The 17,991-nt window shown below is 40.6% G+C and carries 13 protein-coding genes, 1 tRNA gene, 2 pseudogenes and 1 other annotated feature; of the genes and pseudogenes, 2 read left to right on the top strand and 14 right to left on the bottom strand.

Annotated elements, in window-relative coordinates; genetic code table 11:
* Positions 1–8 precede the first annotated feature (8 nt).
* Entirely contained in the window at positions 9–290 is a 282-nt protein-coding gene (locus tag HCJ55_RS11455) for a putative quinol monooxygenase (RefSeq protein WP_185518303.1), read from the top strand.
* A gap of 50 nt (positions 291–340) precedes the next feature.
* On the opposite strand, the gene HCJ55_RS11450 is transcribed toward HCJ55_RS11455, so the two are convergent.
* The 10 genes and pseudogenes from HCJ55_RS11450 to fdhF form a co-directional block, all read right to left on the bottom strand.
* The gene (locus HCJ55_RS11450; RefSeq protein WP_185518301.1) at positions 341–2,488 is read right to left on the bottom strand and encodes a LapB repeat-containing protein; all 2,148 of its coding nucleotides are present in this window, start codon (positions 2,486–2,488) and stop codon (positions 341–343) included.
* Positions 2,489–2,959: 471 nt separating this feature from the next.
* A pseudogene (locus tag HCJ55_RS14035) lies at positions 2,960–3,055 on the bottom strand (LPXTG cell wall anchor domain-containing protein); the annotation flags it as partial.
* Between the two features lie 147 nt (positions 3,056–3,202).
* Positions 3,203–4,015: pseudogene (locus HCJ55_RS13995) on the bottom strand (InlB B-repeat-containing protein); the annotation flags it as partial.
* A gap of 479 nt (positions 4,016–4,494) precedes the next feature.
* Positions 4,495–5,163 carry an ABC transporter ATP-binding protein gene (locus HCJ55_RS11440; protein ID WP_185503222.1) on the bottom strand — a complete coding sequence of 223 codons (669 nt, stop codon included), beginning with the start codon at positions 5,161–5,163 and terminating at the stop codon, positions 4,495–4,497.
* Complete coding sequence (locus HCJ55_RS11435) at positions 5,163–6,251, bottom strand: ABC transporter permease (RefSeq protein WP_008948818.1); 1,089 nt, start codon at positions 6,249–6,251, stop codon at positions 5,163–5,165. The genes HCJ55_RS11440 and HCJ55_RS11435 overlap by 1 nt, the downstream gene beginning before the upstream one ends.
* Positions 6,252–6,329: 78 nt before the next feature.
* The gene (locus HCJ55_RS11430) at positions 6,330–7,703 is read right to left on the bottom strand and encodes a sensor histidine kinase (RefSeq protein WP_185518299.1); all 1,374 of its coding nucleotides are present in this window, start codon (positions 7,701–7,703) and stop codon (positions 6,330–6,332) included.
* Entirely contained in the window at positions 7,700–8,377 is a 678-nt protein-coding gene (locus tag HCJ55_RS11425; RefSeq protein WP_008948820.1) for a response regulator transcription factor, read from the bottom strand. Before HCJ55_RS11425 ends, HCJ55_RS11430 begins: the two co-directional genes overlap by 4 nt.
* 46 nt (positions 8,378–8,423) lie before the next feature.
* Positions 8,424–9,209 (bottom strand): formate dehydrogenase accessory sulfurtransferase FdhD, encoded by a 786-nt coding sequence (gene fdhD / locus HCJ55_RS11420; RefSeq protein WP_185518297.1) that lies wholly within the window; start codon positions 9,207–9,209, stop codon positions 8,424–8,426.
* A 61-nt stretch (positions 9,210–9,270) separates the two neighbouring features.
* Entirely contained in the window at positions 9,271–9,747 is a 477-nt protein-coding gene (locus HCJ55_RS11415; protein ID WP_185518294.1) for a helical membrane plugin domain-containing protein, read from the bottom strand.
* A complete protein-coding gene (fdhF, locus tag HCJ55_RS11410) occupies positions 9,747–12,734 on the bottom strand; it encodes a formate dehydrogenase subunit alpha (protein ID WP_185518292.1) in 2,988 nt (995 codons plus the stop codon). Before fdhF ends, HCJ55_RS11415 begins: the two co-directional genes overlap by 1 nt.
* 179 nt (positions 12,735–12,913) lie before the next feature.
* Positions 12,914–13,162 (top strand) — a binding site (T-box leader).
* 69 nt (positions 13,163–13,231) lie between these two features.
* Here fdhF and HCJ55_RS11405 point away from each other — a divergent pair.
* Positions 13,232–14,074: an SAM hydrolase/SAM-dependent halogenase family protein gene (locus HCJ55_RS11405; protein WP_185503336.1), complete on the top strand. Its 843-nt coding sequence runs from the start codon at positions 13,232–13,234 to the stop codon at positions 14,072–14,074.
* Positions 14,075–14,123: 49 nt separating this feature from the next.
* On the opposite strand, the gene mdrT is transcribed toward HCJ55_RS11405, so the two are convergent.
* The 4 genes from mdrT to HCJ55_RS11385 form a co-directional block, all read right to left on the bottom strand.
* Positions 14,124–15,605: a cholic acid efflux MFS transporter MdrT gene (mdrT, locus tag HCJ55_RS11400; RefSeq protein ID WP_008948825.1), complete on the bottom strand. Its 1,482-nt coding sequence runs from the start codon at positions 15,603–15,605 to the stop codon at positions 14,124–14,126.
* Positions 15,606–15,705: 100 nt separating this feature from the next.
* Positions 15,706–16,593 (bottom strand): bile-regulated transcriptional regulator BrtA, encoded by an 888-nt coding sequence (gene brtA / locus HCJ55_RS11395; RefSeq protein WP_008948826.1) that lies wholly within the window; start codon positions 16,591–16,593, stop codon positions 15,706–15,708.
* Between the two features lie 104 nt (positions 16,594–16,697).
* Positions 16,698–17,345, bottom strand: a complete 648-nt coding sequence (locus HCJ55_RS11390) for a hypothetical protein (protein ID WP_185518290.1) — start codon at positions 17,343–17,345, stop codon at positions 16,698–16,700.
* 476 nt (positions 17,346–17,821) lie between these two features.
* Positions 17,822–17,894 (bottom strand) — tRNA-Thr (locus tag HCJ55_RS11385).
* Positions 17,895–17,991: the final 97 nt, after the last annotated feature.

Genomic DNA, 17,991 nt, shown 5'->3' with positions numbered 1-17,991 from the left:
AATGGCAGTTGTTACACATTGAAGCGAAAATCCAAGTAAAGCCCGATTTAATAGAAGCATTTTTAACAGAAGTGGACTTAGTTGTCCAAGGGTCGCTAAAAGAAGCTGGAAATCACGGCTACGAATTGGTTCGCTCGGTGAGTAACCCATCCACTTTTTATTTTTTAGAAAAGTGGGCGGATGAAACTGCTATTCAACTACATAATGCGACAGCGCATTATAAACGGTTTAAAAAGAACGTCCCGGAATTTTTAGCGGTACCAATTGAAGTAGCGTTACTAAAAAATTAAATGCAAAAAAAGATGGCTTCTATAAAATAGAGGCCATCTTTTTTATTGTATTATTTGCTATAAGCTTTTTTAAAGATACGGAATGACACACCTACAAGTAATAGTCCTGCTAGTAAGAACAGCATGTTTTGGCTGTCTCCTGTTGCTGGTTGTTTACCAGTAGTTTTATTGCTGTCATCATCAGTACCGTTACAGTCGTTTGATGCAGTTGGATCAGTCGGATCACCATTGTTTTCAGTTACAACAGGTACAACATTTACATCTGTACCATCGTCGTTACCGTCATCATCATTCGGATCTTCCGCTGCATCTTCGCTAAATTGTGCGTATAAAGTTACTCCTGCTGTAGGCATTTTGCTCGTTGCGAAGTTCCATTTGTTTCCGCCTGTTTTCGCATCAAACCAACCTTCGAAAGTATAACCTTCTTTTGTTGGTGCTGCTGGTTCAGTGATTAATCCTTCTACTACAATAGCTTCTGTTGTTTGCACATCGTCTATATCAAAAGTAACGTTAGCCATTTGTGGTGCTGGAGCTTGAGTAACGCGAACAGTTACAGTTACCGGAGTTGCGGCAACGCCATCTCCATTTGTAGAGTTCAATGTTACTACATAATCTCCTACTACATTCCAGTCTACAACTGTATCTAAATTAGTTGTAATTACTGAACTATCATTTGTTGTAGCTTGTATGCTACTTAGGAAATTTGCAGCAGTGATGTTAGCAAACTGCATGTAACTAATTTCTGCATTAGCTGTAATTACAGGAGCTGGTGATTTAGCAACACGAACTGTTACTTTCACTGGTTCAGCTTCATAGCCAGCAGTATTTTTTGCATTTAATGTTACTTCATAACTTCCAGCTTTTGTGAAATCTACTGCAGTTCTAAAATCAGAAGTGATTGTTGCTCCTTCTGTCGCAGTTGCAGAAATACTTGCTAAAAATTGAGCTTCTGTTACACTCGCATTTTTATCATAGCTCATTTCAGCATTGGCTGTAATTACTGGCAAATCAACAATTTTCACTGGTACAGTTACTTTACCGGAGAAAGTTCCTTGAATTGCTGGATTGGTGACATAATCATCAAACTCAAAATCTACAGTAGTTACGCCTTCAAGATTTTCTGCATTCCACTTAAATTGGTTGTTAGTGTAAACTCCTTGATTGGAAATGTTCTTCGGTGTAGCAGATTGTCCAAAGTTTTTGATTTCGTTGTCAAAAGCTATTTTACCTGCTCCTGCTTTTTCAGACAATGTAACTGTTTGATTTGTTGCATTAATAACATCCAATAGAGGCGCTTTTGTTGTTAAGTTCTCTGGCAATACGCTGATATGGTTGTTATTTACAGAAATACCAGTCATATTCGGGAAAGATTTCAACGATTCTAATTCAGTTAATTCATTTTTACTAGCATAAATATTTGTCAGGTTTGGTAAGTTTTCCAGACCTGCTAAAGTAGTCACTTTGTTACCAAATAGGTTTACACTTTTAGCTTCTGCCAAATTTTTCACACTAAGTTCTGTGATTCCACAGCCATTTAGTTCGATTATATCCGTCATTGCTGGTAAGTTCTCTAAAGTAACTTTTGTTAATGTAGGCGTTGTGGCGAAATTAATAATATCTAATCCACCATCAGCAAAAGTTCCCGCTTGTTTCAACGCTGGAAGATTTTTTAAAACTACCTCTGTTAACTCTGCTGAACCTTGTGTATCAGTAGCAACTTTAGTTAGTTTAGGTTGATCTTGAATATCAATTTTCGTTAAATCATTACCAGTTAAATTAATGCTTGTTAATTCTGGTAAAACGTTTGTACCTTTTAAAGTGAAATTAGTAATTTGATTCAACCTTAAGTCTAGGCTAGTTAATTGAGTCAGATACTCAATACCTGCCAAATTAGTAATACCTTTAGATACAGCTGTTAACGTTGTAACTTTATTCAAGTCTGCTTGCGTTACTACTAATGAAGTATTTTCAGAACCAGTTGCTGCTTTTACAACAGCTAGAGCTAAAGCTTCATCAGGGAACAATGATTGGTACGTGCTCCCTTGTGGTAGAGTCGCTTTTAAATTACCTACTTTTTGGGGTGTTGCTTCTTTAGGCTTTTCTTCGTTTTCTGAAGCCAAAGCTGCTAAAGGATACGCATTAAATGATTGGAAAAGAATCATTCCTGCTGCAATAATAAATCCTACTTTTCTTTTCACGATTGTCCTCCTTATCAAAGTTGCTAATTAAATATATAAGTTTCCATAAAAAAACGTACCTAATTAAATTCAATTGAAGGTACGCACATGAACTCACATTAGTATTATATCTGTAAAACCTTTTTCATAAATACTAAAAATAGACCTAAACAAACTACATTCATTCTAATTGTGTCTTATTTGTGAATGGCGAATTTGAAGATTTCAAATGATTTTCGGTTCTTTATAAAAAGGCAAATCCTCTTGTATATGTCGAAATCCTTTACTATCAAAAGGTTTATAACTAAGTGGTATAGCTATAATTGTATTTAAATCACATTTCACCACTTTTCTCCAAAAAATTCCCGCTTGATACATTAAGTACCAAAACGAGAAAAATCGTCTTATATCTCTGGGCACATTGCATCGAAATATAAACAAAAAGCTGAGTATGTCCATAATTGCCAAACTCAGCTTTTAATGTTCTACGTATTATTTAGCAGTATTCTTCTTGAAAATTAGTAATGCTCCTCCAATAAGTAACAATCCGCTTAATAAATATAAGACGTTTTCTTGGTTACCTGTTAATGGTAGCTTTTTACTTAGTTGGTTTGCTTTTGCAGGATCTGCTTTAGGATCTGCTGTTGTATTTGCTGGAGCAGCCGCCGCGCCAGCAATTGGTTGAATCGGCTGTGCTGGTTGTGCTGGATTTCCAACATTATTCTCTGCATTTTTACTGAATTGAGCATATAATGTTACATCTTTTGCTGGCATTTTATTTGTTTGGAAGTCCCATTTGTTGCCGCCAGTTTTTGCATCATACCAACCTATAAACGTGTAGCCTTCTTTTGTTGGTGCAGCTGGTTCTTCTAGAAGACCTTCGTAATCAGTTGTTTGCGTAGTCGTCGTACCGTCCGCATTTAATGTAGCAGTATAGCTAGCAAGGCTAAACTGGGCATATAAAGTTACTTCATTTGCTTGCATTGGGCTTTGGAAATCCCATTTGTTTCCACCTGTTTCTGCATCATACCAACCCATAAACTTATAGCCTACTTTGGTTGGAGCAGTTGGTTCTTTAATGACACCCGGATAATCCACTATTTGCGTAGTAGCTGTGCCTTCTGTTGTAAAGTTGACAGGGAAAGCATTAGCTCTAAACTGGGCATATAAAGTCATATTCTTTCCAGGCATTTTATCTGTTGCGAAATCCCATTTTTGGCCGCCTGTTTCTGCGTCATACCAACCTGTAAACGTATAGCCTTCTTTCTTTGGCTTCGTTGGCTCATTCACAGTTTCTTGGTAGACCACATTTTGCGTGGCTGTTCTTTCTTCTGAGATTAATGTAGCTATGTAGCTATTAATTCTAAATTGAGCGTATAGATTCACTTCGGTTGCTGGCATTGGAGTGTCAAAATTCCACGGGTTTCCACCAGTTGGCTCTTCAAACCACCCGACAAAAGTGTGCCCTTCTTTGTCTGGTCTTGCTGGTACAGGAATTGAAGAACCTACTTCACGGGGATAGACTGTAACTCGCCCATTAGAATGCATAATCACATTTTGCATATTGCTAACTGTTTCTTCATTCCCCGTACTTTCCTCACCTTCAACAGCCCATATATTCAAGGGAGATACATTTAAAGCTTGAAAAAGAATGACCCCTGCTACAATAATTAAACTTATTTTTCTTTTCACGATTTTCCTCCTAGATGTATAAAAAATTATATTTTATGTGCATTAATCGCTTAAAATAAAAAAACACCTACCATTTATGTAAAAGATGTCCCTCATTTAATCACAAATAAGATTATATCCTTAAAGCACCTACTCGCGAGTGATAAGATTAGACTTAAATAGAGGTTTTTTGTGTCTATTTTATGACAAAATAAGCTATTTTGTGGAAAATGGCTTAATACGGCTTATTTTTGCGTACTATTTTATTACTTTGTTTGAATAATAGCCGATTATATCTTCGTCACTTAAAAAATAATAAAAAAGTTTGGCCCTCGTGCGCGGGGGCCAAACTTTTTTTAATCCTTCAAATAGCCATCCTCAATCCGAATCACGCGGTCAACTAAGTCTAAAACTCGTTCATCATGTGTAACCATAATTGCTGCTTTGTTTTTGCGTTTTACTTCATCCGCAATCATTTGGACTACTTTATGGCCACGGTTTGCGTCAAGGCTTGCAGTTGGTTCGTCTGCTAAAATAATGTCGGGGTCGTTCATCAGTGCTCTGGCAATGGCAACGCGTTGTTTTTCGCCGCCTGATAAACTTTCTGGATAATTATTTTGCCTAGCAGTTAAACCTAATTCTTGGAGTAGCTTGTCTGCTTTTTCTTTCGCAACTCGCCCTTTTTCGCCGGATAGTTCTGCAATCACGAGTAATTGATCGCGGACGTTTAAATACGGGATTAAGTTGGCGCCTTGGAAAATAAAGCCAATTTTATCGAGTCGGACTTTTGTTAGGTCTTTGCTCGTAAGGTTGTTTAGCGTTTTTCCGCCAATCGTAATTTCACCTTCAGTCGGGGATAATAAAGCACCTGCGATCGATAAAAAGGTACTTTTCCCTGCGCCGGATGGGCCGACGATAGCAACGAATTCACCTTGTGCCACTTCTAAAGATACATTTTTCAATACTTCGATGACTTGCTCGCCATCTTGATAATTTTTAGATATATTTTTCATCATTAATGTCATTAGTTTGCCCTCCCAATTGCTTCTAGCGCGTCCACTTTTGCTACACGGTAGAGTGATAACATTGATCCGATGACTGCTACAACAAGGAATAAGGCGGAGCAGCCGACTGCGAGTATTGGGCTAAGTGTAAATGGCATGCTCGCTGGTAAAATTGCAGCGAGACCGAAAGTTAAACCATTCCCGATGAGTAAGCTTACAACGGATAGGAAAACAACTTGCGTGACGATGCTTCGCGCTAAATAGGCTGTTCGTGCGCCAACTGCTTTCAAGATGCCGAATTGGTTGATTTTTTGAATCGTAATGACGTAGAAAAATGCAGCTAAGACAAATGCGGCGATTACGAATAAAAAGGCAATCATCATTAGCAAAGAGCCTTGTTCTTCTGAGTAGCCGGGGATGCCTTGCAGAACTTCTTTACTGGATGAAAGTTCCAGCGAGCCGAGTGATAAGTTTTCGGCGGTACTTTTTGAAACATTCAGTGCGACTGCGTTGTATTCACCTTCTGCGGCTTGGTTTGTTTGGTGAACTAGTTGCCACGCATCCCAGCCAACAAAAATAACTGGTGAATGGCTGAATGTATTATTTTTTGTAAAAGCAGTAATCGTGAATGTTTCTCCTGTTGCGCTGTCTTTGAGCTTGCTTCCTAATTTATAGCCAGACTCTTTCAAAGAAATATCGGCAACGACATCTTTTGTTTGTTGCGGCGCTGTTCCTTCTGAGATGGTCGGTTTCATGAAGCCTGTTTTATCAATGCCAAAATACGTAATGTCTGTTTTTTTATCTTTGTTTGGTGGGGTAATTGTCCCCATTTGCACGCCTAGGTTAGTGCTTTCTGATTTTTTCAGTTGTTTTGCTACTTTTTCTGTTTCTGCTGCGGTTAAATTGGACCTTGTTAGGCGGTTATCTGAGTCTTTCTGAAGTACATAATAAGTCGCTTTGTTTGATGAAATCGCTGCTCCGTTATCGTTTGCTAGTCCACTCGCGAGTCCTGTTACAAACAAAACGAGCCATGCGATTAATACCATAATTAACCCGATTAAAATATAGCGTAATTTTGCGTGTTTTAATTCTCTTAATGCCAAAAACATTCCGTTCAACTCCTTCTAAGATCTTACACTTAGTTTAAAGAAGTTTTGTAAACGGAATGTGAATCGGATTTTACAAATTTAGTTTTTTGGTAGTTTGACGGTGAAAGTTGTGCCATGATTGCTTTCAACCGTGATTTCACCGTGGTGTAACGCGATGATTTTTTGGCAAATGGATAAACCTAGGCCGCTGGAACCTTCTTCGCGAGTGCGGCTTTGGTTCGCTTTGTAAAAACGGTCGAAAATCTTCGCAAGGTCTGGTTTGCTAATACCGATGCCGCTATCTTGTACTTCTACAAGAATGTTTGTTGTATCTTCGTGAAGTCGGATTTGGATGTTCCCGCCTAGTGGTGTGAATTTAATCGCGTTTGTTAATAAATTGGACCATACTTGGTAAAGAAGTTCGGCGTCACCGGTGTAGTCAACATCTGCTAAGTCTAAGTTTATTGTTAGTTCTTTTTCTCGCCAGCTCCATTCAGTCATTTGGATTAATTGGCGCCATTGTTCGGCTAAGCGGACTGGTTCTTTTTTTCGTAATTCTGATTCTTGGTCGAGTGAGGCTAGCGTGAGCAATTGTTTTGTCAGGGAGGATAAACGTGTTGTTTCTTCTGATAAAACGGTTAAATATTCTGCTTGCTCTTTTTCTGTTAATGTTCCTGAGCCTAATAACCTTGCAAAGCCTTGCATCGAGGTCAGTGGTGATTGCAGTTCATGAGAGACATTAGCGACAAATTCTTGGCGGGCGGCTTCGGATTTTTCGAGTTCACTAGCCATTTTCGCAAATGAGTCTGCCAGTTGGCCAATCTCGTCTTTACGACGGACTTCGAGCGCCACATCGTAATTGCCTTTGCGGATTTTCCGAGTTGCATTTGTCAGCTTCACGACCGGTTTAACAATATATCTGCCGCTGATGAGAACAAACAGAATACTGATGATGGATGTAAAAATCAGAATCATTGCGAAAAAGATGCGGAGTTCGCCAAATTGCTGTTCTGGATCTTGACGTATAAATAGCGCGAGTCGTTTGCCGTCTGTTTTGACCGGAACTCCAATGGTATTTCGAACGTCATTATCAAAAAATCCTGTGATGAAAATGCCTGTGTTGAAAGTGTCGATTCCATGGTAAGTTTCCCCGTTTAGCACTTGCTGGATGGTTTCGTCGGGTAAATCTTTTTTGCGAAATTCTCCGCCAAAATAAGTCGCGTTGGCTGCTCCGTCGGTGAGGTACAGTTCGTATCCGAGTTCTCCCACATTATCCAAATATTCGTCCAGAGAAATTGTTGCATTGGATTGGTAAAATTGTTGGATTTCCTCGGCTATTTTAGCAGTTTTTTCATCGTTGAAAGGTTTTAATTGTATTTGGTAATAAATGTTGGCAAAGAAAAATCCGAGCAGACTGCTGGAAAGAATGACGAGGAGCATCGTGATAACTATTCGGCTGTATAACGACTTCATGTTGTTTCCTCCAATTTATAACCAACGCCGCGCACGGTGACAATCCGGATGCCATCCTTTTCCTCGTCAAAATGGTCGCGCAAACGTTTAATATGTACATCCACTGTCCGGTCACTGCCGTCATAGTCGCGTTGCCAAATACGTTCAATTAATTCTTCACGGGTGAAAATACGGCCGGGGTAGCTCGCTAGTTGATATAATAGCTCAAATTCCTTCACGGGAATCATGCGTTCTTGGTTGCCAATTTTTATGCCGTAGCTTTTTTGGTCGATGGTGATGTTGCCGATGTTGATTTTCACTTCGCTTGCTTGGTTGGAACGTCTGAGCAAGGCGCGAATTCGGAAAACTAGCTCTTGTGGTTCGAAGGGTTTAGTGACGTAATCATCAGTTCCCACTTCAAAACCGCGCGATTTATCTGCCAGTGCGTCCTTGGCGGTTAGCATAATTACCGGGATATCCGGATAGCTTGCGCGCATTTTTTGGCAAAGCTCGAAGCCGTCCATATTCGGCATCATCACATCAATCACAGCCAAATGAACTTGCTCGGTTTCGACTATTCGCTCGGCTTCCACGCCATCATTTGCCTCTAAGACGCGAAATCCTTCTGCACGGAGATAGTGTCCCACAAGCTTCAATATATGTCGATCATCATCTACTACTAAAATTTGTTTCATCGTTCTACTCACCTTACTTATCCTATTTTACTGCATCATATCAAACTTATGTGATTCGTTCAAATCCGGAATAGACGTTTAATCGATCGCCGCGAATGAAGCCAACTGTTGTGATGTTGAGTTCTTCGGCCATATTAATCGCTAGTTCGGTTGGGGCTGAACGCGACAAAATAATTCCGCAACCTAATTTGGCTGTTTTAACGAGGATTTCCGATGAAATTCGCCCGCTAAAAATAATCGCTTTATCTTCGGTCGCTGTCCCGTCTTGCAAGGCGCGGCCGTAAATTTTATCGAGCGCGTTATGCCGACCAATATCCATCCGACTATAAATAATTTCCGCCGAACTACAAAGTGCCGCATTATGAACACCACCAGTCTGATGAAATGTTGCGGAATTTTGTTCGAATTTATCCATTAAGCGGAAAATCTGGTTGGTTGTCAGTTTTAAACTCGAATTTTGCTTTACGTTGACGAGTGAGGCATCTGATTGAAAATAGAAATTCTCGCGCGATTTGCCGCAACATGAGGTGATGTAACGCTTGCCGCGATACTTGGCGTTGAATTTATTTACAAAATTAGCGCTAACCTTGGCGTGCCCAGTCGCTTCGATGATATCCACGGATTCGATGTCCCCTGGGCCGCGAATGATGCCTTCCGATGTCAGAAATCCCACAACTAAATCTTCTAGATATTCTGGCGTGCAGACGATGGTAACGAGTTCTTGGTCGTTGACGTAGATAGTTAGCGGATACTCGGTCGCTACGCTTGACTCGATTTCTTGGAAAATGCCAGCTTCAAAACGGCGAATTTTTTGACGCGATACAATATCCATCAAAACCCTCTCCTCTCTAAACCGAAACAGCGATACCGTGAAGTCTCGCTGTTTCGTCTACTTATTTTAATGTTTGCCCAACTTCTTTTAAAAATGTCATGCCATACCGGAGCGCGCGGTTGATATCGGGGTCTTTCAGCGCCTTCATCATCGCTAACATTCCCATGATTTCATCGTTTTTCGCGCTTTCTTCTGCTTTTTTCGCAGCATTTTTCAAATTGGCTATCATTTCCTCGGTTTGCTCTGGTTTTGTATCGGTCAACAACTTGCTCGAAATCATCATATTATTAATCGCATTCGTCATCGGTTCCTTGCGCCACTCATTCAAAAATGTTTTCGTAATATCCCCGCGAGCCTTTATCGCGCTATTCAAAGCCTCAAGCGCACCCGATTCTTGCAGCAATTTTACCGTTTCTAAAATTTCCATAAAACCAGAATCTTGTTCAGCAATATCCGCTTTCATTTGTTCTAAACGTTCTTGTTCCAATTCTTCCAGAGTCTTTTTTGTATCACGTATCGTTGAAATTGGTTCTGCCATCAGTGCTTCCTCCCTTTCCCGCCGCAGCCACAGTTCCCACCACAAGCGCAGTTCACTTTGGAAATCGGTTGATAATCTTCTCTCGACCATTTGCGCGCTACCTCAGCCCCGTTTTGCGGGAACCTTTTTCGATTACGCGGATTATGGTCTGGAAGTGGATTTTTCCCAGTTTTTTCAAGCACAGTTAGGTTCACTTTAGTTTGTTTATAAGCTGGTGTTTTCGTCCGAACATCGCCTGCACTTGAAGTCAGCAAATTGACTGCCGTTTCGCTACTCACAGAATGCATTGGCACATAGACTTCATACCCTTTCATCCGCTCAGTCACAACAGCACGAAGCTTAATACGACCATAAGGCGAACTTAAACGAACGAGCGAACCACTTTCAATATCACGTTCTTTCGCTAATTCATGCGACACTTCCACAAACACTTCCGGCAATTTATAATCCAAGCCTTTCGATTTATCCGTCAAATTCCCCTCATGGAACTGCTCCAGTAAACGCCCATTATTCAGTGTTAAATTATATTCTTCCGGGAAAGTAATCGGTGCAATGTACGGTAACGTCGAAAATTGCGCTTTGCCATCTGGAAAATTAAATCGTTCTTCATAAAGTAACGGCATATCCTTTCCATCCGCGTTCACTGGCCACACCAGGCTATTAAACCCTTGCATCCGGTCATAACGAACCCCTGCAAAAAATGGTGCCAAGCTAGCAATTTCGTCCATAATCTCGCTCGGATGCTCATAATTCCAGTCCGTTCTTCCGCATGCTCTAGCCACCTCTTGAATAATCCACCAGTCTGGCTTTGAGTCTCCAAGCGGTTCTAACACTTCATAAAGCCGTTGTACCCGGCGCTCTGTATTCGTGAACGTTCCTTCTTTTTCAAGTGAAGGAGCCGCCGGGAAAACAACATCCGCAAACTGGGCTGTTTTCGATAGGAACACATCTTGAACCACAAAGAAATCAAGGCTTGCAAGAATTTCTTGTACATGGTTTGAGTTAGAGTCCACCCAAGCCATTTCCTCGCCAATCACATACATGGAGTGGAGCGTTCCCGCCTCAATCGCATCAAGCATTTCGTTGTTTTTCAAACCCGGTTCCGGCGAAATCGACACCCCATAAGCTTCCTCAAAACGAGCGCGAACTTCATCATTTCCAAGCGGCTGAATTCCCGGTAAAACATTCGGCAACGACCCCATATCGCAAGCACCTTGCACGTTATTATGTCCTCTAAGCGGATAAGCTCCCGCCCCATGTCTTCCGAAGTTCCCAGTGACAAGAAGCAAATTCGCAATAGCCGAAGAAGTATGCGATCCCGCAATATTTTGCGTAACACCCATTCCCCAACAAACCGCCGTCCCATCCGCTTCATGAATCATCTGCGCCACTAATTTCAACGTTTCAGCAGACAGCCCCGTTTCCTTTTCTGCATAATCAAGTGTAAATGGTTCTAAAAATGCCAGATAATCCGCCACATTGCTAATCCGATTTTCCATAAAGACCTCATCATGCCATCCCTGATCAATCATATATTTAGCAACTGCCGTCAACCAAACAAAGTCAGTTCCTTGCTTCGGATGAATAAACAAATCCGAACGCTCCGCCATTTCATGTTTCCGCAAATCAGAAACAATCAGCTTTTGACCACGAGTCTTCTGCGCTCGCTTAATTCTGCTAGCAAGCACGGGATGTCCATCAGCCGGAGAGGCACCAACAATGATCACAAGTCCCGCTGTTTCAATATCTTCCACGGTCCCCGAATCCGCACCAATTCCAACCGTCCGCGTCAGCCCATCCGAAGCTGGTGCCTGACAATAGCGCGAACAATTATCAATATTATTCGTCTCAAAAACCTGCCGCGCCAATTTTTGCATCAAATAGTTCTCTTCATTCGTTGTTTTAGACGAGCTAATAAATCCAAGCGAATCATTGCCGTACTTAGCCTGAATTTCCCGCAGTTTAGTCGCAACTAACTGAATCGCATCTTCCCAACTCGCCGGCACAAACTCGTTTCCCTCACGAATGAGCGGCGTCGTAATCCGTTTCTCACTATTAACAAAATCCCAACCAAATTTCCCTTTCACACACGTAGCAAATTTGTTCACAGGACCTTCCCCAGTTGGCTCGACTTTCAAAATTTTACGATCCTTCGTCCACACCTCAAACGTACAACCAACCCCGCAGAAAGTACAAACCGTCTTCGTTTTCTTCGTCCGTGTTTCCCGCATTGCCGCTTCCATTTCCGACACAGCAAAAACGGTCTGATAATTCGGCTCCACTTTTTTCACCATATCAATCATCGGTTCTAGCATATCTTCATCTAACCCCGTCATAAAGCCAGCTTGACCGAGCATTGATTTTTCCATCAGCGCATTACAAGGGCACACTGTTGCACAAAGTCCACATGAAACACAAGAAGACAAATTCGCCGGACGATCATCATCCCAAATAACCCGCGGCTGACTACGCTCCCAATCAATCGAAAGCGTCTCATTCACCTGCACTTGCTGACACGCCTCCACACAGCGCCCACAAAGAATACACTGATCCGGGTCATAACGGTAAAACGGATGCGAAAAATCATTCAGATAGCCTTTTTCACGGTAAGGTCGTTCTTGTTTTTCCACACCAAGCAATTCCGTCGTATTATGTACTTTGCAGTTGCCATTATTATTATCACAAACCGTACAATACAGTAAATGATTCTCCAAAATCCGGTCCATCGCTTCTAATTGCGCATCTTTCGCCAGTTCTGAATTAGTTTTAATTTCCATCCCGTCTGTTAAATTCGTGCTGCACGCCCGCACAAGTTCCCCGTCAACCTCGCACATACACGTATCACAAGATTGAATTGGCCCAATTTGCTCACTATAACAAATATGCGGATGCTGTATTCCCTCTGCATTTAAATAGTCCAGTATTCGCGTTCCTTCCACCACATCCCGCGCCACGCCATTAATTTGCACCGATACTTTTGCGCCCATCACATTACCTCCTATATAGAGAAAGCGTTTCCAAATTTCGCTTATATTATAACAGTTCTTACTTAAAAATCACAGTAATACGACAGTTGATAATCGTTCTCAAACAGCACCACTATGCGATTTCCCTCACAAGGATGCTGAATTCATTGACACTTATCCAATTTTTCTGTATTCTTTATTACAAAGCTACGATGAGAAAAGTACGACATTCGTTTTTTCCAAAAGAGAGTTCCCACTGCTGAAAAGGAACAAAAAACCATGTCCGAAAATGGCCTCTGAGTTTTGCCGCTGAAATTAAGTAAGCCGCAACGGATTTGGCGTCCGTTATCAAACGCCGTAAGTATTGTACATAAATGCTTATTTGAGGTTTTCAGTGTGAACTGGAAATAAATTAAGGTGGTACCGCGTGAAATTTTCTCGCCCTTATTCCAAGATGTTATTTTGGACGAGGGCGAGTTTTATTTTACCCTAAATTGTTGAAAATGGAGGAATTTAAAATGACAAAACAGCTACTTGTTTTACAGTCCGATTTTGGTATTAGTGATGGTGCAGTTAGTGCAATGTATGGCGTGATTAACAGTGTTAGTGTCGATTTACAAATATACGATTTAACACATCAAATTCCTCAATTTAATATTTGGGAGGCATCTTATCGTTTACTACAAACTGTGACTTACTGGCCTGAAAATACGATTTTTGTCTCTATTGTGGACCCTGGCGTTGGTTCGAAGCGCCGCAGTGTGGCCGTTTTAACAGAAGATGGTCATTATATTATTACACCCGACAACGGCACTCTAACTCATATCGCGCATTACGGAACAATCAAAGAAGTTCGTCTCATTGATGAAGAAAAAAATCGGCTTCCAAAATCTGGCGCGTCTCATACCTTTCATGGTCGTGATATTTTTGCCTATACAGCAGCGCGACTTGCAGCTGGCGTGATTAACTTTGAAGATATTGGACCCGCTGCCGCTCCCGAATCGATTGTCTCTCTGAGTTTAAGCGATTCCTATTTAGAAGGCGAGCAAGCTTTTGGCACGATTGATATTATCGACCGCCCATTTGGCAACCTTTGGACAAATATTCGTCGGATTGATTTCCTTGAACTCGGCGCAAACTACGGTGATTCCATTGAAGTCCTAATCAAGCACCACGACCGGATAGTTTATAAAAATTTCGTTACCTACAGCCGCTCATTCGCAGACTTGCGCATCGGCGAGCCACTCATCTACGTCAACTCACTCGACAATCTCGGCCTTGGTATCAATCAAGGTTCCTTCGTAGACGCTTATTCAGTCGGCACCGGCACCAGCTGGAAAGTCACCCTTAAAAAAGTATAAAAAAACAGGGTCAATCGTCCAAATTGGATTTTTGACCCTGTTTCATTTTTTATTTAGTATATTCTTTGACGATTGGTTCTTGTTTTTTAGTTTTAAGGAATAGACTTAAAATCATCCCAATTGCCGCGAAAATTGCCGCAACCATAAACGCCGCACGCATTCCGTCCAAGCTAGCATCTTGTGCCTTTTGAGCAAAACTAGCTGGGTCCGTCGCCATAAGCGCCTTACCTGGCATATTATCTTTCGTCACATTCGTTAAAACAGTAATAAGTACCGCAGTCCCAATCGAACCAGCAATTTGACGGATTGTATTATTCACTGCCGAACCGTGGTTAATCAAGTGATTAGGAAGTGCATTCATACCTGCAGTCGAAACCGGCATCATCGCCATCGAAATCCCGAAGAACCTCACTGCGTAGAACACGACAATATACCAAAGTGGTGTATCCATCGTTAAGAACATAAATGGAATTGTACCGATAGTCAAAATAGTAACCCCGGTAATCGTCAGCCATTTTGCCCCAATTTTATCGAAAATAATACCCGTAATCGGACTCATTATCCCCATAATAATCGCACCAGGAAGTAATAACAGACCTGATTGAAGCGCCGACTCTCCGCGAATTGTTTGAATATAAAGTGGCAACACAATCTCCGCACCAATCATCGCCATTGTTACAATCGAACCAAGAACAACTGACAATGAAAATACTGGATATTTAAACACATGCAGCTCAAGCATCGGGTTATCAATAACTAGTTGACGCCATACAAATAGGCCAATAACAACGACACCAATAATCAGCATCGTGATAACCGTTGCATCTCCCCAGCCATCATTACCCGCTGAGCTAAATCCATAAAGAAGTGACCCAAAACCAATTGAAGACATTACAATCGAAAGAAAATCAATTTTTGTATCAGTTAGCTTCACTACTTTTTTCATTCCAAAGAACGCTAAAATAATATCAATAACCGCGATAGGAATTAAAATAAGGAATAATACACGCCAATCATACGAATCAACAATCCAACCAGACAAAGTTGGCCCAATTGCTGGAGCGAACGCAATAACGAGTCCCATCAGCCCCATTGCCGCCCCACGTTTTTCACGAGGGAAAATCAGCAAGAAGATTGTTTGAAGTAATGGCATCATAATCCCCGCACCCGCCGCTTGAACAATACGCCCAGTAAGCAAGATCGGGAATGAACCCGCCACAGATGCAATAATTGTACCAATTGTAAATACAGTCATCGCCGTAATAAATAACGTTTTCGAACTAATTTTTTCAATTAAAAGTGCTGTAATCGGAATCATAATCCCATTTGTCAGCAAGAAAGCTGTCGTTAACCATTGCCCTGTTGCTGCTGTAATATGCAAATCATCCATAATCATTGGCAGCGCTGTTGCAAGTAACGTCTGATTTAAGATCGCTACAAATGCCCCAATAATCATTGTTACTACTAATAAACTTCTACTATACGACTTCCCATTAACATCAACGGGCCGTTCTACTGCTGTACTATTCAAAATTAATACCCCTTCCCATGTGGAAATTTCCAGATGAATAATAGAAGTATAATAAAAAAAGACCAACAAGTCAACAAAAAGTGACTAGTCGGTCTAAAATTTATAAAAGCCCGTTCACACAAGCTTCTAATTTATTTACTTCTTTCGTCAAACTAGCTGGCACATGCTGTTTTAAATATAGCAATGTCCCCTGAACCATGAAATCTCTAGGCGCTTCATTATTATTAATCTCACCAACAAGTGCATTCATCGATTCCTTATACTGCCATTTATCCGAATCAGCAATATCCGCATTCTCAATCCCAACATTAAGCTCCTCAAGCGCTTCCCGTAATTTAGCCAAGCGCTTCTTCCGGATCATTGTTTGGTCAGGTACTAAGTTTTCCGTGTCCGCTTCCGTAAACACAATCTCTCCACTCTCCAAAATATCCTTAACAAGCGCATCAAGCCTTCTCACAACATAAGGAATCGCACGCTCAATCAACCCAGAGTTAATATTTTTGCTACCACTCGCAAAGACATACATCGCCGCCATACCACTAAGCAGCATCGTAATATCATTAATATACGGCTCCGTTTCCTCCCCGTAAACCTCTAACAACTGATATTTAACCCATTCCATATTTTTCAGCCGAACATTCTGTAAAAAAGCATTAAAATCATCATCAATCATCGTCTGAGAAAAAGTAATATTCAATATCTCCCCATTCTCCGTATAAAAATGAATAATAATCTTCAAACACTCCGTAAAATTATCCTTCTTCGTCCCGTCCTGCGCCATCGTGTACTCCAAACGCTGATGCAAAACCGAATACTCCTGCTTAAAAATCACAATCGCTAGTTCCTCTTTCGAAGTAAAATAATTATAAAAAGTCCCTTTAGAAATCCCAGCTGCGTCAACCATATCCTGCACAGACGTTTTCAAATACCCTTGCTTTTGAAACACCTCTTTAGCTGACTTAATAATCCGCTGCTTCTTCTCCTTCAAAAAAACACCCCATCCCGTCCAGTTATTATACCCCTAGTATAATCTATTTATACTCCCGATTCAAGATAAGGCTTTTATCCCATTATAGTCCCCGAAACCAGAATTTAATTATATTCATTTAAAACATCCTGATAAATCTCTTTATACGTAGCTTTCATATCAACCGTTCCTCCCACGCTCTCATCCCCTTCAAGAAACAAATCACGATCACTCACTTTTTCAACAGGATACTTACTCAATACAGCATTGGTTAATACATAATTGTCACCCGACGTACTTTTCCTTATAAAAAGAGTATATTCTTCTCCCTCCTTCATATTTTTATAACCATCAATAGTTAAGTCATACTTTTCTCCATCAACACTTACATTTTCCACGCTGTCTTCTAATATCTTAATAAGATTATTTTCTTTCAATATCCCTGTCTCATCTTTTTCAATACTATTCACTTTCACTTCACTCATAGTATAAAATTCTGTCGGAATATCACTGTCCTTAGATTCCTTCGTTATCGATTTATCCTCAGGTCCTTTCGTTACAGTAACAATAATCGGAGAACTTCCTTCTAGCTCCTCCATATTTCCTGCCAATTCAAGATACTTCCCACGATAAGAAACTACCCGATTTTTCATTTCAACTTTCTCAATCCCTTTTGCTTCTATTGGCTTTTCCTCAGCATTTTCATCATTAGAACAACCCATCAATACACCTATACTAACTAATACCACAACAACTACAATTTTTTTCTCCATTTCCAATTCCTCTCTTAAATCATCCTTTATTAAAAGATACCATCTAAGAGCAATGTATAACCAAAAATGTAATGAAATGTCCGATTCTTATCATGAACAACCCAAAACAGAAGTTATTTAGGCTTGTTTTTGCGCTAAATAAGTAATATCATATCTCCAATTACTAAATCCTACAAAAATCAGACTATTATTCATCCTTTTATACAAACTACTTTTAATCTGTGGCAAAAAGTACATATTCTTTCCATTTTAACCATATTAAATCAAGCACAAACTAATATTTTATTGAATTACTTAACATTTACTCTAAAAACAAATTGAATAAAACCGTATAATTATTCTTTATGAGCATAAACATTCCTAAATTTTGATAAATCTAGCAAATAAGGTGTTGGATAAGGTGTTTTCTGTTTTTTAGGCAAATAAAAAAAGCTTCGCATACTAGCGAAACATCCAAAGTATAAACTATTATATTAAGCCACTTGTCGGATTTGAACCGACGACCCCTTCCTTACCATGGAAGTGCTCTACCAACTGAGCTAAAGCGGCAGCAAAGCCTTTCAAATAAAAAAATGGCTCCACAGGCAGGACTCGAACCTGCGACCGATCGGTTAACAGCCGATTGCTCTACCAACTGAGCTACTGT

This window comes from Listeria marthii (assembly GCF_014227425.1).
Lineage (GTDB): Bacteria > Bacillota > Bacilli > Lactobacillales > Listeriaceae > Listeria > Listeria marthii.
The sequence above is the reverse complement of the archived record's forward strand: the minus strand, read 5'-3'. Positions and strand labels throughout refer to the sequence as shown.